20 protein-coding genes are annotated in these 23,583 nt (G+C 39.0%); 9 read left to right on the top strand and 11 right to left on the bottom strand.

All coding sequences use genetic code 11. The features are described from left to right. The first annotated feature begins 154 nt into the window (after positions 1-154). The gene (locus ABLB96_RS04195) at positions 155-439 is read left to right on the top strand and encodes a hypothetical protein (protein ID WP_348898446.1); all 285 of its coding nucleotides are present in this window, start codon (positions 155-157) and stop codon (positions 437-439) included. Positions 440-614: 175 nt separating this feature from the next. Here the strand turns inward: ABLB96_RS04195 and lpxO are convergent, their stop codons facing one another. Beyond that, on the bottom strand, positions 615-1,529 hold the full coding sequence (gene lpxO / locus ABLB96_RS04190; protein ID WP_348898445.1) for a lipid A hydroxylase LpxO: 915 nt from the start codon (positions 1,527-1,529) through the stop codon (positions 615-617). A gap of 573 nt (positions 1,530-2,102) precedes the next feature. On the opposite strand from lpxO, the gene fadB reads away from it, so the two are divergent. Together fadB and fadA are read left to right on the top strand one after the other, a co-directional pair. Next, complete coding sequence (fadB, locus tag ABLB96_RS04185; RefSeq protein ID WP_348898444.1) at positions 2,103-4,256, top strand: fatty acid oxidation complex subunit alpha FadB; 2,154 nt, start codon at positions 2,103-2,105, stop codon at positions 4,254-4,256. 12 nt (positions 4,257-4,268) lie between these two features. After that, on the top strand, positions 4,269-5,441 hold the full coding sequence (gene fadA, locus ABLB96_RS04180; RefSeq protein WP_019456791.1) for an acetyl-CoA C-acyltransferase FadA: 1,173 nt from the start codon (positions 4,269-4,271) through the stop codon (positions 5,439-5,441). Between the two features lie 54 nt (positions 5,442-5,495). Here the strand turns inward: fadA and ABLB96_RS04175 are convergent, their stop codons facing one another. Both ABLB96_RS04175 and ABLB96_RS04170 read right to left on the bottom strand, forming a co-directional pair. Beyond that, complete coding sequence (locus ABLB96_RS04175) at positions 5,496-5,981, bottom strand: hypothetical protein (protein WP_348898443.1); 486 nt, start codon at positions 5,979-5,981, stop codon at positions 5,496-5,498. Positions 5,982-6,210: 229 nt separating this feature from the next. Next, positions 6,211-6,858, bottom strand: a complete 648-nt coding sequence (locus ABLB96_RS04170) for an alpha/beta hydrolase (RefSeq protein WP_348898442.1) — start codon at positions 6,856-6,858, stop codon at positions 6,211-6,213. A gap of 72 nt (positions 6,859-6,930) precedes the next feature. On the opposite strand from ABLB96_RS04170, the gene ABLB96_RS04165 reads away from it, so the two are divergent. Both ABLB96_RS04165 and ABLB96_RS04160 read left to right on the top strand, forming a co-directional pair. After that, positions 6,931-7,293, top strand: a complete 363-nt coding sequence (locus ABLB96_RS04165; protein WP_348898447.1) for a MerR family transcriptional regulator — start codon at positions 6,931-6,933, stop codon at positions 7,291-7,293. Positions 7,294-7,303: 10 nt separating this feature from the next. After that, positions 7,304-7,999 carry a hypothetical protein gene (locus ABLB96_RS04160; RefSeq protein ID WP_348898441.1) on the top strand — a complete coding sequence of 232 codons (696 nt, stop codon included), beginning with the start codon at positions 7,304-7,306 and terminating at the stop codon, positions 7,997-7,999. A 55-nt stretch (positions 8,000-8,054) separates the two neighbouring features. Here the strand turns inward: ABLB96_RS04160 and ABLB96_RS04155 are convergent, their stop codons facing one another. After that, complete coding sequence (locus ABLB96_RS04155) at positions 8,055-8,807, bottom strand: hypothetical protein (protein WP_348898440.1); 753 nt, start codon at positions 8,805-8,807, stop codon at positions 8,055-8,057. A gap of 177 nt (positions 8,808-8,984) precedes the next feature. On the opposite strand from ABLB96_RS04155, the gene ABLB96_RS04150 reads away from it, so the two are divergent. From ABLB96_RS04150 to ABLB96_RS04140, 3 genes are all read left to right on the top strand, one after another. Next, positions 8,985-9,695 (top strand): DsbA family oxidoreductase, encoded by a 711-nt coding sequence (locus tag ABLB96_RS04150; RefSeq protein WP_348898439.1) that lies wholly within the window; start codon positions 8,985-8,987, stop codon positions 9,693-9,695. 351 nt (positions 9,696-10,046) lie between these two features. Beyond that, positions 10,047-11,186, top strand: coding sequence for a hypothetical protein (locus ABLB96_RS04145; RefSeq protein ID WP_348898438.1), 1,140 nt, complete (start codon positions 10,047-10,049; stop codon positions 11,184-11,186). Between the two features lie 122 nt (positions 11,187-11,308). Next, complete coding sequence (locus ABLB96_RS04140) at positions 11,309-12,211, top strand: selenocysteine synthase (protein WP_348898437.1); 903 nt, start codon at positions 11,309-11,311, stop codon at positions 12,209-12,211. A gap of 82 nt (positions 12,212-12,293) precedes the next feature. On the opposite strand, the gene htpG is transcribed toward ABLB96_RS04140, so the two are convergent. From htpG to ABLB96_RS04115, 5 genes are all read right to left on the bottom strand, one after another. After that, a complete protein-coding gene (htpG, locus tag ABLB96_RS04135; RefSeq protein WP_348898436.1) occupies positions 12,294-14,213 on the bottom strand; it encodes a molecular chaperone HtpG in 1,920 nt (639 codons plus the stop codon). Between the two features lie 102 nt (positions 14,214-14,315). Further along, a complete protein-coding gene (locus ABLB96_RS04130) occupies positions 14,316-14,669 on the bottom strand; it encodes a lysozyme inhibitor LprI family protein (RefSeq protein ID WP_348898435.1) in 354 nt (117 codons plus the stop codon). 182 nt (positions 14,670-14,851) lie between these two features. Beyond that, on the bottom strand, positions 14,852-15,433 hold the full coding sequence (locus tag ABLB96_RS04125; RefSeq protein ID WP_348898434.1) for an OmpW family outer membrane protein: 582 nt from the start codon (positions 15,431-15,433) through the stop codon (positions 14,852-14,854). A gap of 326 nt (positions 15,434-15,759) precedes the next feature. Continuing rightward, the gene (locus ABLB96_RS04120; RefSeq protein WP_348898417.1) at positions 15,760-17,184 is read right to left on the bottom strand and encodes a Na+/H+ antiporter NhaC family protein; all 1,425 of its coding nucleotides are present in this window, start codon (positions 17,182-17,184) and stop codon (positions 15,760-15,762) included. Between the two features lie 104 nt (positions 17,185-17,288). Next, positions 17,289-18,167, bottom strand: a complete 879-nt coding sequence (locus ABLB96_RS04115) for an alpha/beta fold hydrolase (protein WP_348898416.1) — start codon at positions 18,165-18,167, stop codon at positions 17,289-17,291. 117 nt (positions 18,168-18,284) lie between these two features. Here ABLB96_RS04115 and ABLB96_RS04110 point away from each other — a divergent pair, with 117 nt between their 5' ends. Then, positions 18,285-18,770, top strand: a complete 486-nt coding sequence (locus ABLB96_RS04110) for a DUF4442 domain-containing protein (RefSeq protein WP_348898415.1) — start codon at positions 18,285-18,287, stop codon at positions 18,768-18,770. Positions 18,771-18,812: 42 nt separating this feature from the next. Here the strand turns inward: ABLB96_RS04110 and ABLB96_RS04105 are convergent, their stop codons facing one another. Together ABLB96_RS04105 and rpoC are read right to left on the bottom strand one after the other, a co-directional pair. Beyond that, on the bottom strand, positions 18,813-19,169 hold the full coding sequence (locus ABLB96_RS04105) for a DNA transfer protein p32 (RefSeq protein WP_348898414.1): 357 nt from the start codon (positions 19,167-19,169) through the stop codon (positions 18,813-18,815). 198 nt (positions 19,170-19,367) lie between these two features. After that, on the bottom strand, positions 19,368-23,561 hold the full coding sequence (gene rpoC, locus ABLB96_RS04100) for a DNA-directed RNA polymerase subunit beta' (RefSeq protein WP_348898413.1): 4,194 nt from the start codon (positions 23,559-23,561) through the stop codon (positions 19,368-19,370). Between the last annotated feature and the right edge of the window lie 22 nt (positions 23,562-23,583).

The following is a 23,583-nucleotide window of genomic DNA, read 5'->3' as shown; positions in this document are numbered from 1 at the left end:
TTTTATATCTATAAATTATTTTTATTTTAAAATTTTAATTATTTTATTTTCCTATATTTTTAGGAGGATTAATTATTACCTAAATTTTATTTTAATCATTTAAACCCATTATATTTTTATTCCACTCATAGATATAAATCATTATGAGAATAATATGAAAACTTATAAATCTATTTTAACTTTTAGTTTAGTTCTAGGTCGCTTGGGCATTTCGGGTTGCAATTTACACACGCAGCAGGAGTTTGAAAAAATTTGCCTAACGGGTGAGCACAGCAAAACCAGTTGTGACTGTATTTATCAGCGTCTTAAACAAGCCTACTCCCCTAAGCTCATGCAGACCCTTAAACATGTCAGTTTGCAAAGTCCTGTTCTCCCACAGGACTTTGCCCCTACTTTTTTGAGCACCATGCAGCGATGTGACAAAAGTAGTCTGGGCTAAGCGTTTGGCTTAGCTCCTTTATCTCTGTGTTGCAATGGTGTTTTACTTTAAATCAGCGCAAAAGATTAAAGTCTGTTGTGACACAGAGACCTCACAGAAAATTTCCCACAAAAAAACCACACTCGAAGGTGTGGCTTAGTTCAATCACGCAGAATTTTTATTTCAGGTGCTTTAATTAAAACACATAAGGTCGAACAAAAATCAGGAAGAAAATCCCAAGCATGAGGAACCATTTCAAGAAGTAATATAGCTTACGGTTTTTCGCTTTTAATGCTTTGGCTTTAATACGAATTTGATAAACATAACCAAACGCTTTATTGAGACCGCCTGTTTGGTCACCTGTTTCATTCGGTGAACTCGCAGCAGTCATAACATTACGACCAAACCAGTGATTGAAACGCGCCATCCATTTGACTTTCATCGGACGTTCAACGTCTGCAAAGAAAATGATACGGTTTTGATCAGTCTTATTTTCAGCATAGTGAATATAAGTTTCATCAAACACAACACTTTGACCATCACGCCAAGAGTATTTTTCACCGTCTACATCAATAAAACAACGATCATCATTTGGAGTAATTAAACCTAAATGATAACGAAGTGAACCTGCATACGGGTCACGGTGTCTAACCAAACGGCTGTCAGGGGCAAGCTCGGTAAACATTGCCGCTTTAATAGTTGGCAAGGTTTTGAGTAATGCAGTCGTTTTTGGACAAAGCTCAGCAGCCGAAGGATGACTCGACTCATACCATTTAAGATAAAACCGTTTCCAACCCGTTTTAAAGAACGAGTTAAAACCTAAGTCATTATAGGTACTTGATGCTTTAATCCCACCTTGGTCATATAAAGCTTTCGCTTCATCTCGAATCATTTCCCAATTTTCATCCAACACTTGTAAATCTTTAAAGTGTTGAGTGTCGATATAAGGCTGATTCGGTACCTTTGAAAAGATGTACATTAAAAAGTTAATCGGTGCGAGCAAGGTTGAATGGTCAAAAAATTGACGATAAAACGAGTGACGCACTTTGCCGCGATATTGGATATACAATGCCGATATCACAAAAATCGCTAATATGATCCACTTAATCATATTGCTACTCTTTCAAAAGTTTAGGGCAACCTTACCTTGATTTTCCAAGGCAATGAAAGCCGGAAGATTATTTAATTGGCGCAAATTTTAACAAAATTGACTTATAAAAAGCGAATGTAAAAAACGATCTAATCGATCGGGAAGTATTAAGTCTATAAAAATAAAAAACATTACTTATTTTTCTACAATCACAAGTAACTAAAATTTTGTGAACTCATCGTCCAGTTTTTTAAACAGTGTTACTAAACAATTGACTTTTTTGACAAGAAATTAACTTTCTTAAATCCTCTCTTTTTATATAAAAAATTAACGGTTTAAATCTTTTATCAACAAAAACTTAAATTAAAACAAAAGCCTTTAGCCCTTCGCTATGTGTATGATTTCCTTTATGCATTTAACTGGTATTAATTTAACAGAAAATAAGATGACCCTTGCGTCACGGCTTGATACAACTTGTTGGCTTCTTTTTAGATATAGTTATCGTAAGATTAGCGAAGCATAAATGTGTACCGGAGCTGTACACACGCTTCATAACATCAACTTAGAAATCCTCCAAAACTAAGGAGATCAGGCATGATCCACGCTGGCAATGCCATTACCGTCCAAATGCTTGCGGACGGAATTGCAGAATTCCGCTTTGACTTACAAGGTGAGTCGGTCAATAAATTTAACCGTGCAACAATTGAAGATTTCCAAGCTGCTATTGCTGCGGTAAAAGCCAATAACGATATTAAAGGCTTAGTTGTTACCTCAGGCAAATCAACATTTATCGTTGGTGCAGACATTACTGAATTTGGTGAAAACTTCGCACAAGGCGAAAAAGCGATTGTTGACTGGCTTATGCCTGTTCACGAAATCTTCAATAGCTTTGAAGATTTAGATCTTCCGAAAGTTGCTGCTATTAATGGCATGGCTTTAGGTGGTGGCTTTGAAATGTGTTTAGTTTGTGACTATCGCGTGATGTCAGAAACTGCACAAGTAGGTTTACCAGAAATCAAACTCGGTATTTACCCTGGTTTCGGTGGTAGTGTTCGTCTAAGCCGCGTGATTGGTATCGACAATGCAGTTGAATGGATGGCGATGGCTGTTCCTAAAAAACCGGCTGCTGCACTTAAAGATGGTGCTGTAGATGCGGTTGTCGCTGAGGACAAATTACTTGATGCTGCAACTGACTTGGTTAAACAAGCGATTTCTGGTCGTTTAAACTGGAAAGCAAAACGCCAAGAAAAACTTGATGCTGTAAAATTGAACCCGCTTGAACAAATGATGGCGTTCAACACAGCAAAAGGTGCTGTACTTGCTAAAGCAAACCCTGCTCAATACCCTGCTCCAAAATTATTACTTGATTCATTACAAGCGGGTGCAAGCCTTGCACGTGATGAAGCTTTAAAAGTTGAAGCTGAAGGTTTTGCTAAAGCAGCTATCACTCCACAAGCTGGTGCATTGATTGGTTTATTCATCAATGACCAAGTTGTGAAAAAAGCATCTAAACAACATGAAAAAGGCGCTCACCCTGTAAACCAAGCAGCCGTACTTGGCGCTGGTATTATGGGTGGCGGTATTGCTTACCAAGCAGCAAGCAAAGGCACACCAATTATCATGAAGGATATTGGCAACCCACAACTTGCATTAGGTATGTCAGAAGCAAACAGCTTGTTAACTAAACAAGTTGAACGCAAAAAAATGAAGCCTGCGCAAATGGGTGAAACGCTTGCTCGTATCCGTCCTACTTTAAGCTACGATGAGTTTAAAGAAGTTGATATCGTGATCGAAGCAGTAACTGAAAATCCAAAAGTTAAAGAAATCGTACTTGCAGAAACTGAGAAAAATGTTCGTGAAAACACGATCATTGCTTCTAACACTTCTACAATTTCAATTACACGTTTAGCAAAAGCATTACAACGTCCTGAAAACTTCGTTGGTATGCACTTCTTCAACCCAGTTCACATGATGCCGCTTGTAGAAGTTATTCGTGGTGAAAAGACTTCTGAAGAAGCGATTGCGACTACTGTTGTTCTTGCTCAAAAAATGGGTAAAACACCAATCGTTGTAAACGACTGCCCAGGGTTCTTGGTTAACCGTGTATTGTTCCCTTACTTCGGTGCATTTGACCTTCTTGTAAAAGACGGCGCAGATTTCCAGCAAATCGATAATGTAATGTCTAAGTTTGGTTGGCCAATGGGTCCTGCTTACCTGATCGACGTTGTAGGTATCGATACAGGTGTACATGGTGCTGAAGTCATGGCAGAAGGTTTCCCAGACCGTATGAAGCCAGACTATAAAGGCGCAATTGAAGCAATGTATGAAGCGAAGCGTCTTGGTCAAAAGAACGATGTAGGTTTCTACAAATACGTACTCGACAAGAAAGGCAAGAAAGCAAAAACTGTTGACCCAACAGCGTATGAAGTGATTGCACCGTTCGTTACTGGTGAAAAACGCGAGTTTGATAACCAAGAAATCATTGACCGTATGATGCTTGCTTTCTGTAACGAAACAGTTCGTTGCTTAGAAGACAAGATTGTAGCAACTGCATCTGAAGCAGATATGGCAATGATCATGGGTGTAGGTTTCCCTCCATTCCGTGGTGGCCCATGCCGTTACATCGACCAAACAGGTGTTGCTGAATACGTTGCGCTTTGCGACAAATATGCACACTTAGGTAAGGCTTATGAAGCGCCGCAAATGTTGCGCGACATGGCTGCTAACAACAAAAAATTCTACGGTTAAGGAGCGACGTGAATGGCTACTTTAAATCCACGTGACGTTGTGATTGTTGATGGCGTTCGTTCTGCCATGGGCAAATCTAAAAACGGTATGTTCCGTAATGTACGTGCCGACAGTTTATCTGCTGAACTTGTACGCGCGCTCGTTGCCCGTAACCAGTTTGATGTAAATGAAGTTGAAGACCTGATCTGGGGCTGTGTAAACCAGACTCTAGAACAAGGTATGAACATTGGCCGTAACATCGGTTTATTGGCTGACTTGCCTAAAACCGTTGCTGGTCAAACAGTGAACCGTCTTTGTGGTTCGTCTATGCAGGCAATCCACACAGCGGCAGCACAAATTGCGACTAACCAAGGTGATATCTTCATTATTGGTGGTGTAGAGCACATGGGCCATGTAGGTATGATGCACGGCATCGACTTAAACCCAGAAGCTTCTAAGCACTATGCGAAAGCATCTAACATGATGGGCTTAACTGCTGAAATGTTAGGTCGCATGAACGGCATTACGCGTGAAGAACAAGATGCGTTCGGTGTTGAATCTCATCGCCGTGCTTGGGCTGCAACGCAAGAAGGTCGTTTCAAAAACGAAATCGTTGGTGTTGAAGGCCACGATGCAAATGGCTTTAAAATCCTTTGCGACATCGACGAAGTAATCCGTCCAGATGCAAACCTTGAAGCGTTCAAAGCATTAAAACCTGTGTTTGATCCTAAAGGTGGTTCAGTAACAGCAGCAACTTCTTCTGCTCTTTCTGACGGTGCTTCTGCAATGTTGCTTATGTCTGCTGAACGTGCTCAAGCATTAGGTTTAAAACCACGTGCTGTGATTCGCTCTATGGCAGTTGCAGGTTGTGACGCAGCAATCATGGGTTATGGGCCAGTTCCAGCAACTCAAAAAGCGCTTAAACGTGCTGGTTTAACGATGGCTGATATTCAAACTATCGAATTAAACGAAGCGTTTGCTGCTCAAGGCTTATCAGTAATGAAAGGCTTAGGCGTTTATGACAAGCAAGACATCATTAACTTAAATGGTGGTGCGATTGCTTTAGGTCACCCACTAGGCTGTTCTGGTGCACGTATCACCACTACGTTGTTAAACGTGATGGAACAACAAGATACTCAAATTGGTCTTGCGACTATGTGTATCGGCCTTGGTCAAGGTATTGCAACGATTATCGAACGTGTTTAATTAACATCAAGATAAGAAAATCCCCGCACTATGCGGGGATTTTTATTTTAATAATTACGGCAGACCATTTTTAATCTGCTTTTGTAAATTTAACAGATCATCTAAATTCACTTTCATTGTTCCATTCCGATAAGCATCGACATTATTTCGGTTAATGTTCAGCGGCTTTAACATTTCAAAAAGACCGTTGGTTGGATCGGAAGATTGGATTCCACCTGCTACTGCCAAAATATATTGTTGTAAAAATGGTGAAAGTTGAGTCATATCTGGCTGTGCCATAACTGGCTGATAATTTACAGCCGTCATACCTTCAGGGACTAAAGCATTCTGTATATCGTTATGTATTTTATATTCATGGTGTTGTAGTGCTTGACGTACCTTCTTATCTTCTTGAAACGGCACAAAGCCCACCTCGTCACGTAGCTCAGATTCAGCCATAACACGAATAGTGGGTAAAGTAGCTACTTCTTCTGCCTGAACAGTTGGTAAACCCATAAAAGCAAATGCAGCGATCAAAGCTGATTGTTTTAAAAAGTTCATAACGTGCTCCCACAATCACTCATCTAATTTCAGTTAAAAGATGAAGATTCAAATAAAGGTTTCTATAAACAGGCTACAACAAACAGCATCTTGATTCAGTAAAGCTCGGATAAACGGTAAATAAGGTTCGATTTTTTGAGACGAATATCGAGTCTCTTTTCTTGATTAAAGCACTCTATAAATTAGGCAAAAGCGTCTAGTTTATAGAGTGCGATTTAACTTATAAATTTTAGTCGCGCTCTAACATCTCTTCTAAAGAATTTACGACTTGAGGAAATGTTGTATAGCCTTCACGACCTAGAAAGTGCCCGCCATTAGGTACTGTAATGTACGGCGCATCTATATCCTTAGCCAATTGAATGGTTAATTTTGGTGGAACCAAATCATCATTATCAGACAAATACACTAGCTTTTTCTTTATACCTTTAAAGTAATTGGTGTCGACTTTGCTTTTTGTTATATAAGCATCGAGTGGAGAAATGTCTGCAAGTGGCCCAGAAAACCCAGATACTAAAATCATTCCACCCATATTTTGATAATCATGACGTTGCAAAAAGTGCAGTAAAGTAATGACACCTAAACTATGCGCAACGAAGTAGGTATTTTCATTAACGCGAGGAATCTGCTCATCTAAAACCTTTTGCCATGCATCTACATCGGGATGCTCAGAATCTGGAAAAGGGATTAAGGTAACAGATGTATGTTCGTCTTCTATTTGATGTTTTAAGTCTAAAAACCAGTGATCATTTATAGAAGCAGAGTAACCATGGAGCACAAATATTTGACGCATGTTCTTCTCCCGAAGTTCAAGTGTTTTAGCATTGGCAACAAACGACATCAATCCGAATAACACCAATAAAATGAGTTTTCTGATCATTGAACAAGTACCATTTTGAAGTATAAAAACATGCTAAACTATGACACTACTGTTAAGGTCAACCCCTATTTTATGAACCTAGCTAAAGTCGCCGAGCTTACAAAAGTCAGTCCGCGTATGCTGCGTTATTATGAAAGTTTAGGGCTTATAAAACCGCATCGCGCAAGTAATAACTATCGAAGCTATACGCAAAAAGACATTGAAAATATTAATAAAATTAAAATACTAAACGAAGCTGGTATGACCCTAAAAGACATTCAGGTTTTATTGCCATGTTTTGATTTAGATGAAAGAGTATTTACGCTCTGCCCTATTGTTCAAGAAAAGCTACAAACAGAACTTATGCATGTAGCTGAGCAGTTAAACAAACTACAGCGCTCACATCATTTATTAAAATCCTTTTTAGATCATGGTACAGTGAAAACAACAACTTAGGAATAATAGTATGAATCGAATATTAACAACGTCTTTTTCAGTTGTACTAACGACTTTAGCTTTAACAGGCTGTGCAACTAAAACCCTAATCAACAAAGATAATAAAACCTATACACGTACCACCAAAGTTACCTTGGTTGAAGATAATGTGGTTGCCTTTGGCCGTCCCGCACAAGCAATTGCGAATTTACCGAAAGATAGCATTGTGATTGCAGGGCAAAAGAACAGTTATATCCTGACTCAAGGTGGCACTCAGTTTGTAACCTTAATTAGCAAGCTTAATCCTAAAAATATTCAAATCACCCGAGATCTTAATTTCTATTCTGAAAAAAATGATGGACATTTCTCCGGCACACTGCCGCTTTCTTATGTGAAACTAAGAGAAGATTTAAGCAAAAAAGACCTTGAGTTTTTTATTGAAAATGGCGCGAAAGAATGTTCAACCTCAAGTGATCAACATATGCAGGCACAACGCTTCTGTTTTGATATTAAACTGGCAGGTGTGGTTTACCCAGTAGCAAACAATCTCAGCTCATTACAAGCGTTAAGTAAGCCTTACCAAGTTACGATTTATACCAATAAAGAAGAAAAGTACAAATCAAAATATGGGATGAATCCTTTGGAAAAGTTGGTGTTATTACCATTTGCCGTGGCCATAGACGTAGTGAGCTTACCTTTTCAAGCTGCAAACAAGATTTTTGACTAACAGTCTCTGTCAAATAAAAGCAATGATTTACCAGTTAAATCATTGCTTGATTTCACTAAAGTTCCTCATCTAGAACCTTTGTATTATTTTTCTTGATTTTATCTATCTTGGCATTCAGTTTTAAGACATCTTGGTAAAGCTCATTAAATTTTTTCACTTGGGCATTTTCATGAAAAAGAATCATATGGTCTTTCTTCTGCCATGAATAATTTTTTAGAAGTTTAAACATTTCTTCTGCGTCATCTAAAATTTGCAGCTCAATCGTAAAAATCGTATGGTCTTGATCAACATTTTTCTGAGTTCCCAGTTTCATTTCAAGAAGTTGTCTCATATCTGCATCAACAGATAGTTCCTGAATTTTGGCTAAAAAGGTTTTATGGATTTTTTCATATTCAGCTTGATACTGATCTGAAGCTATACGGACATCAGCTAACATCTTTTCTGTTTCGGCATATTTTTGTTTTTTATCGAGGTCTAAACGATCAACATTTAAAAAGGTATCCCATTTTGCTGCTTTTAGTTTTCTTAGGTATTCATTACGTGCGTTTACGTTTTGAACCCAGTAGCTTAAAAGAAACTCTGAAATTTGCTTATAGTGTCCTGCCAGCCGCTTATCATGAATATCAAGTTGTACAGGTTTAGTCCAGTCCTGAGCCTGTTCATAAAGCTGATTCATTTTATCGGTCATTACCACATCAAACATTTGACTGCTATCTTTAGCCTGTTGCTGTTTTATATGTTGATAAGAAAAAAAACCAATAGCCGTAATCAATACCAGACTTGCAATTGCAATCAAAATTCGGCGCATACACACCTCCTATTTCCATTCTTATAGTTTTGCTCTTTATAGTTATAAAATAGAGCTGATTCTTCTTTATATGTCATTTATTTCACAATACGCAACACTCTATTCTCTATTCAACGCTTTAAATCCTCAGCCATCGTCCCTATTATGATGAGTAATTTATATTTATGAGATTCTCCCATGCGTGTTGATGTCTGGTCTGATGTAGTTTGTCCTTTTTGTTACATCGGCAAAAAACGCCTTGAACATGTAGCTGCTGAAGCTGGTATTGAGCTTGATATTCACTGGCATAGTTTCGAATTAGATCCGAATGCACCAGCAACCCATGACACTTCAAATACTGAGCGTTTGGCTAAAAAATATGGTCGTACTTATGAAGAGATGGAAGAAATGGAACGCAACATTGCGGCCATGGCTGCCTCTGAAGGTATTGACTTCCAATGGCAAAAAGCCAATTCAGGCAATAGTTTTAATGCTCACCGTATTATTCATCTTGCACAAAGTAAGGGTTTAGGCAACGAAGCAAAAGAAGCCTTTTTCCATGCGTATATGACTGAAGGTTTAGCTATTGGTGAGCGTGAAGTTGTAGAAGAAATTGCTTCTCGTATTGGCCTTGATAATGCCGAAGTTGAATATGTACTCGATACAAATGAATTGGCCGACTTTGTTCGCCATGACGAAAAAATTGCGCAAGAGCAGCTCAATGTAACTGGCGTACCATTTTTTGTATTTGATCAAAGAATCGCGCTTGCAGGTGCACAGCCTCGCGAAGTTTTCTTACAAGTTTTAGAACAAGCGAAGCTTAAAGCAAATGCTGAAGAAATCGAGCAAGATGACGCAGCTGTTTGTAATGACGAAACATGTGATATCCCACCGCATAAGCAGTCTTAATTATAAAGTGTGACCAAATCGTATGTTTTATCACCATTTTAGCAATAGAGCGTTCTAAAAAAAGAACTATCTAATTGTTTAAAATGGGTTTATGATTGCCGCTTAGAATATTCGCGCTGTAATGTTCTGTTTTTTATGTGTTTAGTGATCGGAATTTTAAGTTTCCTTGATCAAAAATCCTCCTGTTTAGGGGGATTTTTTTTGCTTAAAAATATTCGCTAATAGCTTAAACTTTTTAAATTATTTCAAATATGTAAGAAAAGTTAAATTTACTTAACTTTTGTGTCGTCCTCTTGATTTTATTAGAAAAATCAACAAAAGTGACAATAACAACAAAACATAAAGATAGAGATGAAAAATTTACTGGTAACACCATATCAACAGCTTTTTGCACTTTTAACTCTGGGATTTGGCTCAGTATGCATGACTCATGCGGAAGTAAATTCTTCTTCAACTCAACAAGTCACAGGTTTGCCATCTGGAGTGCAAACCCAAGAAGAAAAAGATGAAAATCTTTTAGATCAAATTCCCAGATGGATTGATGCCACCCCAACCATTTTCCCAGAGCAGTCCAATCAGCCTATTGTTCCGCCCACCGAGCAAACCGAAGATCAGACTTGGTTTGATCGCAAGCAAAAGAAAATTCGTAATTGGGCTGATCATACCTCAGAAAAAATTGATAACTGGTTCGGTGAAGTTGACCCCAAAAAGCCTGCTTCAGCAACCATTCGGGTCATGATCGATAACTATTGGAATGAATACGATAATTTTGAAATTAAGCCCAGAATTCGCGGTAAAATTAAACTTCCGACACTAGAGAAGCGCTTAAGCTTAGTCTTTGGTGATGACTCGTTAGACAACGAGTTTAATAATAATATCGCCAATATCAACCAGAACCCGAATCAGGATTCAAACAAAAAAATCGATGCTAAACGCACACGCGAGGACAATAGTTCAATCGCGTTACGTTGGTCAAATTTTTCAAAAAAACTGCCCTTTGAGACTGATGCTGACTTAGGTATACGTTCAGGAGATGATGTTTATGTTCGTTTAAAAGCGTCTAGAAATTGGCAACTGCGTAATGATTTTAAGTTTTATGCAGAAGAAATTTACCGATATGGAATACATAGCGAAAATTATTTACGTACCAATCTTGAACTTACTCATGCGCGCCCGAATCAACCGATTTTATCAAATCAGTTCAGCTTAACTTATGCCGATGACCAAGATGATGATTTAACTTGGGAAAACCGTCTTTTCCGCGAACATAGTTTCTTTGCGAACAACCGCTTTAACTATGGTATCTACACAGGGGGCTACTACAATAATAATGACTTGCGTTTAAACAGTTGGGGACCATTTGTGTCATGGCGCCAACCTTTATTTCGTGAATGGTTCTTTGTCCAAGGCGATCTCAATTACTTTAATGACCACCGTGAAGATCGAAATCATTATGTAAGCACTTTCTTGCGTTTAGAAGCACTTTTCTAACGCCTAAATGTCACCTTGGAGGCTTCCTTCAAGGTGATAAATTATCATAAACATTTAAATAAAAATTTAAGCTTTTTCTTTTAGAATATCGAGCTAACTTTTGATTCCTGATCTTCAGTAAAATGAATCAATTCTCTTCTTTTTCATTTGAATATAAATCTACTGCCTTACTTTGTATTTATAGTTTAGGTATGCTGGTTCTAATTCCTCATACACAGCTTTTACCTACTTTCTTAAAACATCAGCGCTCTACTAGACGATCTCCCCATTCTTCGACCCTACTGGTCAAAATAAAAAGGCCATCTCTACCCTTTTCACGTTTAAGTTGTGAAGTAGAAACCAATCACGATTCAGATCCTACTCTTATTCAGGACCTGATGGCCGTATTTGGAAATGATACATTGTGGAGCCGAGCTACCCAGTCCAAGCATCCTTATAAAACCTTTGGTAAGAAAAAAAAGAAAGCTGCATCCTCTCACATTACAGTGAGTAATCCACTGAGTGCAGGTTGGGATACTATTTCGACATGGATGCCTTTTGAGAATAACCTTGATTTAGGTTCAAACTCCGAGAGTGATGTCTATGTGCAATTTCTAGCAAAGAAAAAATGGAATTTAAGACATAACTTTAGCCTAGATACCGAACAGGTTTTTCGTTATGGCTCTACCAGTCGAAACTATACTGAAACGACACTAAACCTGACCCAAAAAATGCAAGATAACACGCTTTTCGCCAATAAATTTAATGTGAACAAGAGTGAAAAAGAAGATTACAACTGGGGCAATTGGACTTTTCAACAATTTGAGTTTGTAAAAGATAATAGTTTGACGTATGGCGTTTATAGCGGTGGCGTATATTCCAATAATGACATTAAAGTAAACAGTTGGGGGCCCTATATTTCATGGCGCCAACCTATATGGCGAGATTGGATTTTTATGCAAAATGATCTTAATTTTTTTAACCATATTGATGATGCCGCAAAGCATCAACTGAGCGTTCAAATGAATCTAGAAGCTAATTTTTAGCCAAAAATCATCAAGTTATGGATAACTCTTTCTTTATCCACAAAAAAGCCCCTGATCGTTCAGAGGCTTTTTTTACGCTAACTTATTTCAGTAATAAGCTATTAATACGTTTTACATAAGCTGCCGGATCTTCCGGTAAACCACCTTCTGCAATCACAGCCTGATCAAAAATCACGTTTGCCAAGTCATCAAACTGTTCTGAACCTTCAAGTTTTTTCACCAACGGATGTTCAGGGTTAATTTCTAAAATTGGCTTGATCTCAGGTACTGCTTGCCCTGCTTGTTTAAGCATACGAATAAGTTGAGGAGACAACTCACCCTCACTTGTGACTAAACACGCAGGTGAATCTACCAAACGAGTCGTTACACGGACTTCCTTAGCTTTCGCTTTCAAAGAGTCGCTTAACTTCTCAACCACAGGCTTAAACTGTTCAGCCGCTTGTTCAAGTGCCTTTTTCTCTTCAGCATCTTGTAAGTCACCTAAATCAACCGCACCTTTAGAGACATTCTTTAATGGCGTACCGTCGAACTCTTGGACAAAATTCATTGCCCACTCGTCAACACGCTCTGCCATTAACAATACTTCAATGCCTTTTTTCTTGAACAACTCAAGCTGTGGAGAGTTCTTCGCCGCAGCTAAACTATCAGCAGTCACATAGTAGATGGCTTTTTGGCCTTCTTTCATGCGTGCTTTATAGTCAGCAAAAGAAGTCGTTACTTCATCATTTGTCGATGTCGCATAACGTAATAATTTTAAAATACGTTCGCGGTTACCAAAGTCTTCACCCAAGCCCTCTTTAAGTACTGAGCCAAACTCACTATAGAAAGTCTTGAATTTTTCTTGGTCTTTTTCATCTTCTGATTTAGCCAAACCATCAAGTACGGTTAATACACGGCGTGCATTACCTTCACGGATTGTTTTGACATCACGGCTTTCTTGCAACAACTCACGGCTCACATTAAGCGGCAAATCTGCACTATCCACCACACCTTGAACAAAGCGTAAATAGTTTGGAATGAGATTATCCGCATCGTCCATAATGAACACGCGTTTTACATAGAGCTTAATCCCTGCTTTTGCTTCACGGGTAAAAATGTCATGTGGTGCTTTACTTGGGATATAAAGCAATTGGGTATATTCAGTACTACCTTCGACACGATTATGTGCCCATACCAGCGGCGCTTCAAAATCATGCGTTAAGTTTTTATAAAACTCAACATATTGCTCTTCAGTCACTTCGCTTTTGTTACGTGTCCATAAAGCACTTGCAGAGTTAATCGCTTCCCACTCGTCAGTTTTGACCATTTGACCGCCTTTAGGCTCTTCACCTTCAGCGACCTCTTCTTCTTGCCAAACTTCTTTTTGCATTTCAATTGGCAAGCTAATGTGGTCTGAGTATTTATTAACAATCTGCTTAACTTTATACGACTCTAAATAATCTAGCGCGTCATCACGTAAGTGAAGAATAATATCGGTTCCACGTGAAGCCTTATCAATTTGCTGAACTTCAAACTCACCTGTACCGCCACTAATCCAACGCACCCCTTCAGATGCATCTAGACCCGCACGGCGTGATTCCACGGTAATTTTATCTGCAACAATAAAACCTGAGTAGAAACCAACACCAAACTGCCCAATTAACTGAGCATCCGCTTTCTGGTCACCTGTCAATTTTGACATAAAGTCTTTAGTACCTGATTTTGCAATGGTACCTAAGTTATCAATAGCTTCTTGTTGACTTAAACCAATACCGTTATCAGAAATTGTTAAGGTTTTATCTTCTTTATTTAAAATAACTCGTACATGTAAGTCCGGATCATTTTCATAATATTCAGGATGATTAATTCCTTCAAAACGCAGCTTATCACATGCATCTGATGCATTAGAGATAAGCTCGCGCAAGAAAATTTCAGGGTTCGAATAGAGAGAATGCGTCACTAAATGTAAAAGCTGTGCTACTTCTGCTTGGAAACTATAATTTTGTGATGCTTGTTCACTCATAAATCACTCCTTAAATTTTGAAGTTTGTTTGTTCTGGAATGCTTTATGAATGGAGTACTTCTAGAATTTTTCAATCCTGAATATTAAAAAATTTTACTTTAATTAAAATGGGCCATGACTTAATACCCGATCTTGCAAGATAGAATCCAATTGCTGTTGTCGTTGCTGATAAGCTTTAGAAATACAACTTACGTTAGCTGCACAGGCATTTCTTTTTTTCAACCACTGCTGCTGCGTATCTTTTTGACTATCACGACCACCCATTGGTAATGCATGTAAAACAATTTGATATGTAGTCACCATTTTGACATCGGCATCATTTAAAGAACGGTTTTTACAAATACTCAGCTCAGTCTTGGTTTTTGCTGCATCACAAGAAAAACTGGCAGCTTGTACACTATATGTAAAAGTCATACCACTCAAAAAAGCTAGGCTTAAGGCGAATTTTCTATTCATTGTGTTATTCCTTTAAAAGTATAAAAAGTAGTTTAAAAATAATGGCTGAAAGAATGTGTATAAAACTGTCTGTTTTATGCTTTTTTTTAGTGAGAACAATAAAATAAAAAACCTCACATAAAATCTATGTGAGGCGCCTGAGTCTAGGTTTGTTATTATATTTTTTCTATTTATTATTATGCTTAAAATTTATAGCTATAACCTAAAGTGTAAACAAACGGATTAATATCTAAGTCAAATTTAGCACCATTTGTTAAAGTAACTTCTGGACTAATATCCATATAACGAACGTCTACAAATACTCCCCAGTTTTTAGCATCAGCAGGTTGAAAATTAAAACCAACTTGCCCAGCTACACCAAAATCTTCTTTTACTTTCTCAGCTACGCCTTGCTCATCCCAAGGAATAAATGCTGTAGCCCCCACACCAATATATGGTGTGAAACGAGTTGAGTTTTTAAAATGATACTTCGCAGTAATTGTTGGAGGTAGCTGTTTAATACGTGCTACTTTTTCACCATTTAAAAGAACATCATGATTAACTGGCGTTGCTAATAATAACTCAGCAGAAAAAGGCGATTGGTCAAAAAAGTATTCAACTGATGGTGTAAATGCATATTCATGATCAGCTTTTACTACACCTAAAGCAGTTGTTGTGTCGTCAGATGGAGCAATAACACTACCACCAAATTTTACTTGCCAATTACCAGCAAAAGTAAATGAAGACATCCCCATTAATGCAATAACCAACGCTTTTTTGAACACTTTAATAGCTCCAACCTTATTTATATTTATAATAAACATTTATTTTAAATTGATGCAACACCCATTATAAAATTAATTTTATATTTATTTTTAAATATCTGTTTTAAATAAAGTTATATATTAACCAACCATTTTAATTGGTTTTTATTCCAACCAAATTAATCGGAATTGTTTTATATAACCAACCTTTTTAATACACTTTAAATCCCGAGTATTTTAATATAATTTATTTTAAATACATATTCTATTTATAACACAAAAAAACCTCCTTAATGCTTATCTTTAGATAATAATTAAGGAGGTTATTATTTAATATATTATAAAATTTATAAAATCATGGCTGCAATCCAACCAAACACGAGTAAAGGAATATTAAAGTGGATAAATGTTGGAATAACAGTATCCCAAATATGGTCATGTTGCCCATCTACACCTAAACCCGCTGTAGGCCCTAGCGTTGAATCAGAAGCTGGAGAACCCGCATCTCCTAAAGCTGCTGCTGTCCCAATGAGTGCAATAGTCGCTAATGGGGAAAAACCAAACTGTACGCATAAAGGCACATAAATCACAGCTAAGACAGGAACACTTGAGAAAGAAGAACCTATACCAATCGTGACGAATAACCCAATACAAAGCATTAAGAAAGCCGCAAGCGCACGATTATCTCCAATAACTTCCACTACACCCTTAACCAGATGATTGATATCTCCGGTATGAGTCATTACCGAAGCGAAACCGGCAGCCGAAATCATAATAAATCCGACAAGAGCCATCATACGCATACCTTGTACAAAGACATCATCGGCATCTTGCCATTTAAAAATGCCAGCTGTAGATAACACTGCAAAACCGACTAATCCACCTAAAATCATTGAGCCAGAATAAAGCTGTGCAACTAGAGTGAGACCAATTGCTAGCAAAGCCATAAACATCGTTTTTTTAGCAATGATAGGGCCTTGCTCTCCTTCATATTTAAGTTCTTCTGCATCTGCTTTTAGATCTGCTGTTTCATCTTGCGCTGTTGCACGTAGCGGTTTATCTAAATCAATAGTGGTGACTGGTGTGATAGTACGGTCAGCATAAATTCTTGGCTTACGGTAACTAATAAATACAGCAACCAGAGTACCTAACACCATTCCCAACACGGGAATTGCCATACCGATTGGCATCATGCCACGCTCTACATGCAGGCCATAAGCAGCGCCAATTTTGTTGATATTCCCCATCAAAATCTGTTCAAGGAAAATTGCACCAAAACCAACTGGTAGAAAAATATATGTTCCGACCAGACCTAAAGTTAAAACACAAGCTGCCGCACGGCGATCTAGTTTTAAATGGTTCATGACACGTAATAGTGGCGGTACAAGCACAGGGATAAATGCAATATGAACTGGAATGAGGTTTTGAGAGAAAATAGCAGCAATGAGTAAAATACCTAAGAGTAAGTACTTTACTTTGGTTTGACGACTTTTACCTGCTTCCATTCCCAATAAACCAATCAGCTTATGGGCAAGTAAATCTGGTAAACCTGATTTAGAAAGAGCAAGTGCAAATGCACCTAAAACGGCATAGGCGAGCGCAACTTCTGCACCATCACCAAGACCCGCATTAAAAGCTTCAACAGTTTGAGAAAGACTTAAACCCGCTACAAGACCACCAACAACGGCAGAAACCACTAATGTCAATACGACAGAAACGCGTGCTAGTGATAATAAAAACATCACAGCAATCGCCACAACAACAGCATTCATGAACAAATTCAGAACAAAACAAAAGGCGACATTCTATCAGATTCATATCTATGAAGCCGAAAATATCGCCGAATGCGTAGTTTTGTATATTAAACAGACTCTTACTAGCGTTGCGATTCAATAAACTGTCGAATATGGGATGCAACTTTTTCAGCCTGACTCAAAATAGCCCAGTGGTTTGCCTCAAGTTCAACATACTCAAAGTTTTCAACCCATTTTGGCATCGCTTCCGTAATATATTCGGGGCTTACAAAGGTGTCATATTTTAAAATAATAGCTTTGACTGGGCACTGCGCATAACGCTGGCGAGGAGCTGTTAAGCGTGGAATAAAATTCGCACGGTACAAATTAATGCCATATTTACCATCTGAAGAAATATTACTATTTAAAGGTAAATTCTCTTTTCGTTCTAACTCATTTAAGATTTTTCCCCACTTTTCTGGACTAAAAAGCGACCATACCGTTGGGGCAATTAATGGTAAATGGAATGCACCGATATACCATGATTTTGTTAATATTTTTAAGATTTGTGCAGGAGCCCTTTTAAATTTCTCTCTTAAGAAAAGAGCGGCATGGTCTAAACATGGACCAGAAATAGTCGTATATGATAATAAACGCCCTTTAAATTTAGGCTCGGTTGCAGATTCCCAAGACTGAATTGAACCCCAATCATGTGCAGCCATATGGAACTGACGATTTGGAATTACTTCATCCACCACTTCCTGCAAGTCCAGAGATAAACGCTCTAAGCGGTAATCTCGTATACGTTTAGGAATAGATGATAATCCCGCCCCACGCACATCATAAGTAATGATATAAAAATCATTGATTAAATGTTCAATAACCGATTCCCATACTTCCTGATTATCTGGATAACCATGCACTAAAACTAACGGGATATTTTTTTCATCGCCCCATGCTTTGGCGCAAAGCGTTTGTTGATCACTTGTTGTTACTGTATAAATTTTTGGCTGCATAATCATTTCCTATTTTGTTTTTCAATTGATCATGTCGTTAATCGGATAAAGCATTGCCATCAATATAAAAAAGATGATACTTATCTAGTATGACCAGTGTTGCAATAAAAAAAATTGACTATTATGGCTATTTTAAAAAAACTTCAGAACATTCCTTCAGTTTCTAAATTCTTATTTAATTATTATCCGCCTTACCGAGGCGCAGGAATTCATATTGAAATCATGAATTTAGAACTATGCCATGTTCGGGTGAAAATGCCTCTCAGCTGGAAAAATCAAAATCTGGTAGGAACCCATTTTGGTGGTAGTCTTTATTCAATGGTAGATCCTTTTTACATGATGATTCTTATGCATCATCTAGGACCTAAATATATTGTGTGGGATAAAGCTGCTGAAATTAATTTTTTATCACCTGGCAGAAGTACCGTTTATGCCGACATTCGAGTGGATTTGGCAGAAATCGAACAAATTCGAGAACTTGCTGAAAACTATGCGCCAGTTCTTAGAACATACCACCTCAATATCTTTGATGAATCAGGCGTAAGAATTGCTGAAGTGCAAAAGACGCTTTATATCCGCCGTAAAAAAGCAAAAGCATTTCAACCATAAAAAATAAGCGCTCTAAGGCGCTTATTTTTATTTAACTCGATGTTATCTCTTTTCTTCGATTGCAGCACCAGCACCACCACCGAGTGCACCACCAATTGCAGCGCCAGTATCGCCACCAAAAATTGCTTTACCTACAACAGAACCAATACCCGCACCAATAGCGCTGCCTGTTGTCGAACTTCTATCGCTACCCTTAGCATTTGCACCTACACCAGCACCTGCTGCCGCACCGACACCAGCGCCTAGGCCACCACCTACATGGTTACCCAAGCCACCACCCACAGCGCCACCTAATGCAGCAGCACCAATACGCTGATCAGATGGACTCATATTTTGACAGCCTGTGAACATGAATGCAGATAGCATTAAAGTAGACACTAAACCAATTGTTTTTTTCATGACCGTACTCACTCCTGTGTGCTCTAGTCCAAGCATAAGCTTCTTTTATGTGGGATTTATTCAGTTTGTGTTAACACACTGTTGTAGTCGATTAATATTTTGTAAAAGTCTTATAGAAACGATAATTAGTTAATTTTGAAGCTATTAATTTGAACAAAAAAGACGCCCTAAGGCGCCTTTTTTAATACAAGTTTAAACTTAGAATTGTTCTGAGTTTAAAGCTTGGCTAAATGCTTGGTCTACTTCGCTGAAGTCATTGTGAAGCTCGTGTTCTGCTGCTTCCGCTTCTTGACGACGACGCTCTAAGTGGTATGCAAGACCAGTACCAGCTGGAATCAAGCGACCCACTACAACGTTTTCTTTCAAGCCACGTAAGTCATCTTCTTTACCTGTTACAGCCGCTTCAGTTAACACACGAGTTGTTTCCTGGAACGATGCAGCAGAGATGAACGAATCAGTAGAAAGCGATGCTTTCGTAATACCCATCAATTGACGTTCAAACTTCGCTGGGAACTTGTTCTGAGCCAAGACAGCTTGGTTCTCTTGAACAACGCGGATGTAATCCACTTGTTCACCTTTGATAAAGCTTGTATCGCCACCATCAGTGATATCAACTTTACGCAACATTTGACGTACGATAACTTCAATGTGCTTATCGTTGATTTTTACACCTTGGAGACGGTAAACGTCTTGAACTTCGTTCACGATGTAGTTAGTTAAAGCAACTTCACCTTTCAAGCGTAAGATGTCATGTGGGTTTTGTGGACCATCAGAAATGGTTTCACCACGGTTCACATGCTCACCTTCAAACACGTTGATTTGACGCCATTTTGGAATCAATTCTTCGTAAATTTCTGAACCGTCATCTGGTGTAATCACTAAACGGTTCTTACCTTTAGTCTCTTTACCGAAGCTTACGATACCAGACACTTCTGCCAAGATCGCATGTTCTTTCGGTTTACGCGCTTCGAACAAGTCAGCAACACGCGGAAGACCACCGGTAATATCACGAGTACGTGATGTTTCTTGTGGTACACGACCAATAACGTCACCCACACCAATCGTTTCGCCATCACGGACAGTTACGATTGTGTTTTGTGGCAAGAAGTAGAACTGTTCGCCGCCATCAGCCATATCTAATACGATTGCTGGACGTAAATCTTTACCAGAAGCAGGACGTGCTGTTACAGGCAAGATTTCAACAGTTGTCATACCAGTTGCATCATCAGTTTTCGATGTTGCAGTTACGCCATCAGCAATTTGGCTGAAACGCGCTTTACCAGCAACTTCTGTTACTAATGGATGTGTATGCGGATCCCAAGTCGCTACGATGCCACCTGCCTCAACGATTTCACCATCTTTCAACAAGATGCTTGCACCGTAAGGAAGTTTATAACGCTCACGCTCACGACCTAACTCATCGGCAATACCAATTTCACCTGAACGTGAAACTGAAACCAAATGGCCTTTCGCATGTTGTACAGTTTTCACGTTGTGGAAACGTACAGTACCTTTGTTACGTACTTGAACACTGTTCGCAGCAGAAGTTCGGCTTGCAGCACCACCAACGTGGAACGTACGCATTGTTAACTGTGTACCTGGCTCACCAATTGATTGTGCAGCCATTACACCTACTGATTCACCTGGGTTCACCAAGTGACCACGTGCAAGGTCACGACCATAACAACGAGCACATACACCGAATGTAGATTCACATGCGATTACAGAACGTACTTTAACTTCATCGACACCTGCTTCTTCAAGCTGAGCTGCGATTTTCTCGTCAATTAACGTACCACGAGGTAATACAACTTCATCATCAGATGCACGACGTACATCTTCAGCAGTTACACGACCTAATACGCGGTCACGTAATGGCTCGATGACATCACCACCTTGAATGAATGGAGTCATCACCAAACCACCCGCTGTACCACAGTCAGGCTCAGTAATTACTAAATCTTGCGCTACGTCTACAAGACGACGAGTCAAGTAACCAGAGTTCGCAGTTTTTAATGCTGTATCGGCCAAACCTTTACGCGCACCGTGTGTCGAAATAAAGTACTGAAGTACTGTTAAACCTTCACGGAAGTTCGCTTTAATTGGAGTCTCAATAATCGAGCCATCCGGTTTTGCCATCAAACCACGCATACCAGCAAGCTGACGAATCTGCGCCGCACTACCACGGGCACCAGAGTCAGACATCATATAAATGCTGTTGAATGATTTTTGCTTCTCGTCTTCACCTTGTTTGTTTTTAACAACAGTGTAAGACAAGTTATCCATCATCGCTTTCGCAACTTGGTCGTTTGTACGCGCCCAGATATCGACAACTTTGTTATAACGTTCACCAGCAGTTACGAAACCTTGTTCGAACTGTTGTTCGATTTCACGAACTTCTGTTTCCGCTTTATCAATAATTGTGTGCTTAGTAGGTGGAATTAACATGTCTTCCATACCTACAGATACACCTGAACGAGTCGCTTGACGGAAGCCCAAGTACATTAACTGGTCAGCGAAGATAACAGTATCTTTCAAACCAAGTTTACGGTAGCAAGAGTTGATTAACTTAGAGATGTTCTTTTTAGTCATCTCAAGGTTGATCATGTCAAAACTTAAACCTTGTGGAACAACTTCCCAAAGTAAGCAACGACCTGGTGTTGTATCAACAATAATAGTTTGGTGTTCACGTTCACCATTTTCATTGATAACAGTTTGATGCACACGTACTTTAACACGCGCATGAATCGCAACTTGACCAGTTGCAAGTGCACGGTTTACTTCGTGAGTATCAGCAAACACCATACCTTCACCTTTAGCATTTACTGCATCACGAGTGATGTAGTAAAGACCCAAGACAACGTCTTGAGAAGGAACGATGATTGGCTCACCGTTTGCTGGTGACAAGATGTTGTTCGTTGACATCATCAATGCACGAGCTTCTAACTGTGCTTCAAGTGTCAATGGAACGTGTACCGCCATTTGGTCACCGTCGAAGTCGGCGTTGAACGCAGCACAAACGAGTGGGTGAAGACGGATTGCCTTACCTTCAATAAGAATAGGTTCAAATGCTTGAAGACCTAAACGGTGAAGTGTTGGCGCACGGTTCAACATGACTGGATGTTGACGAATTACAGATGCAAGAACGTCCCAAACTTCCGGAGTCTCGCGCTCAACCATTTTCTTCGCAGCTTTAATGGTTGTTGCCTGACCTGAAGCTTGTAGTTTCGCGAAAATAAATGGTTTGAATAATTCAAGTGCCATTTTCTTCGGAAGACCACATTGGTGAAGACGTAAAGTAGGACCTACAGTAATTACCGAACGACCAGAGTAGTCAACACGCTTACCTAACAAGTTCTGACGGAAACGACCTTGTTTACCTTTGATCATATCTGCCAAAGATTTTAATGGACGTTTGTTAGAACCAGTGATTGCACGACCACGACGACCGTTATCAAGCAATGCATCTACAGACTCTTGTAACATACGTTTTTCGTTACGTACGATAATGTCTGGTGCTGCAAGGTCAAGAAGACGCTTCAAACGGTTGTTACGGTTAATCACTCGACGATATAAATCGTTCAAGTCAGAAGTAGCAAAACGACCACCTTCAAGTGGAACTAATGGACGTAAATCTGGTGGAAGTACTGGAAGTACATTCATTACCATCCATTCTGGCTTGTTGTTCGAATCTTTGAATGCTTCCATCAATTTCAAGCGTTTAGACGCTTTTTTCAACTTCGTTTCAGAAGTTGTTTGAGGGATTTCTTCACGTAAACGTGAAATTTCAGCTTCAAGATCAATGTCTTTTAACAAGTCTTGAACAGCTTCCGCACCCATTTTCGCAACGAACTCATCACCGTGCTCTTCTAAAGCAGTAAAGTATTCTTCATCATTAAGAAGTTGATACTTTTCAAATGGAGTCATGCCAGGATCAGTAACAACGTATGATTCGAAATACAATACGCGTTCGATATCACGAAGTGTCATATCAAGTAATAAACCGATACGGCTAGGTAACGATTTTAAGAACCAGATATGCGCAACTGGTGAAGCAAGTTCAATGTGACCCATACGTTCACGACGAACTTTAGCTGTAGTTACTTCAACGCCACATTTTTCACAAATGACGCCTTTGTATTTCATACGCTTGTATTTACCACACAAGCATTCGTAATCTTTTACTGGACCAAAGATTTTGGCACAGAACAAACCATCACGTTCTGGTTTAAATGTACGATAGTTAATTGTCTCAGGCTTTTTAACTTCACCATGAGACCATGACTTAATCATTTCTGGTGACGCAAGACCAATACGGATACGGTCGAACTCAACTGGTGCATGACCATCTGAGTCCGTTTTCTTACGCATGATATCGAGCAAGTCTTTCAATTTTTTTCTCCGTGTGTCGGGA

The organism is Acinetobacter sp. XH1741, assembly GCF_041021895.1.
Taxonomy (GTDB): domain Bacteria; phylum Pseudomonadota; class Gammaproteobacteria; order Pseudomonadales; family Moraxellaceae; genus Acinetobacter.
The sequence above is the reverse complement of the archived record's forward strand: the minus strand, read 5'-3'. Positions and strand labels throughout refer to the sequence as shown.

Bases quoted from the DNA above. Each gene is read 5' to 3' on its own strand.
- ABLB96_RS04195 (WP_348898446.1), top strand. From the start codon at position 155: ATGAAAACTTATAAATCTATTTTAACTTTTAGTTTAGTTCTAGGTCGC.
- lpxO (WP_348898445.1), bottom strand. From the start codon at position 1,529: ATGATTAAGTGGATCATATTAGCGATTTTTGTGATATCGGCATTGTAT.
- fadB (WP_348898444.1), top strand. From the start codon at position 2,103: ATGATCCACGCTGGCAATGCCATTACCGTCCAAATGCTTGCGGACGGA.
- fadA (WP_019456791.1), top strand. From the start codon at position 4,269: ATGGCTACTTTAAATCCACGTGACGTTGTGATTGTTGATGGCGTTCGT.
- ABLB96_RS04175 (WP_348898443.1), bottom strand. From the start codon at position 5,981: ATGAACTTTTTAAAACAATCAGCTTTGATCGCTGCATTTGCTTTTATG.
- ABLB96_RS04170 (WP_348898442.1), bottom strand. From the start codon at position 6,858: ATGATCAGAAAACTCATTTTATTGGTGTTATTCGGATTGATGTCGTTT.
- ABLB96_RS04165 (WP_348898447.1), top strand. From the start codon at position 6,931: ATGAACCTAGCTAAAGTCGCCGAGCTTACAAAAGTCAGTCCGCGTATG.
- ABLB96_RS04160 (WP_348898441.1), top strand. From the start codon at position 7,304: ATGAATCGAATATTAACAACGTCTTTTTCAGTTGTACTAACGACTTTA.
- ABLB96_RS04155 (WP_348898440.1), bottom strand. From the start codon at position 8,807: ATGCGCCGAATTTTGATTGCAATTGCAAGTCTGGTATTGATTACGGCT.
- ABLB96_RS04150 (WP_348898439.1), top strand. From the start codon at position 8,985: ATGCGTGTTGATGTCTGGTCTGATGTAGTTTGTCCTTTTTGTTACATC.
- ABLB96_RS04145 (WP_348898438.1), top strand. From the start codon at position 10,047: ATGAAAAATTTACTGGTAACACCATATCAACAGCTTTTTGCACTTTTA.
- ABLB96_RS04140 (WP_348898437.1), top strand. From the start codon at position 11,309: ATGAATCAATTCTCTTCTTTTTCATTTGAATATAAATCTACTGCCTTA.
- htpG (WP_348898436.1), bottom strand. From the start codon at position 14,213: ATGAGTGAACAAGCATCACAAAATTATAGTTTCCAAGCAGAAGTAGCA.
- ABLB96_RS04130 (WP_348898435.1), bottom strand. From the start codon at position 14,669: ATGAATAGAAAATTCGCCTTAAGCCTAGCTTTTTTGAGTGGTATGACT.
- ABLB96_RS04120 (WP_348898417.1), bottom strand. From the start codon at position 17,184: ATGAATGCTGTTGTTGTGGCGATTGCTGTGATGTTTTTATTATCACTA.
- ABLB96_RS04115 (WP_348898416.1), bottom strand. From the start codon at position 18,167: ATGATTATGCAGCCAAAAATTTATACAGTAACAACAAGTGATCAACAA.
- ABLB96_RS04110 (WP_348898415.1), top strand. From the start codon at position 18,285: ATGGCTATTTTAAAAAAACTTCAGAACATTCCTTCAGTTTCTAAATTC.
- ABLB96_RS04105 (WP_348898414.1), bottom strand. From the start codon at position 19,169: ATGAAAAAAACAATTGGTTTAGTGTCTACTTTAATGCTATCTGCATTC.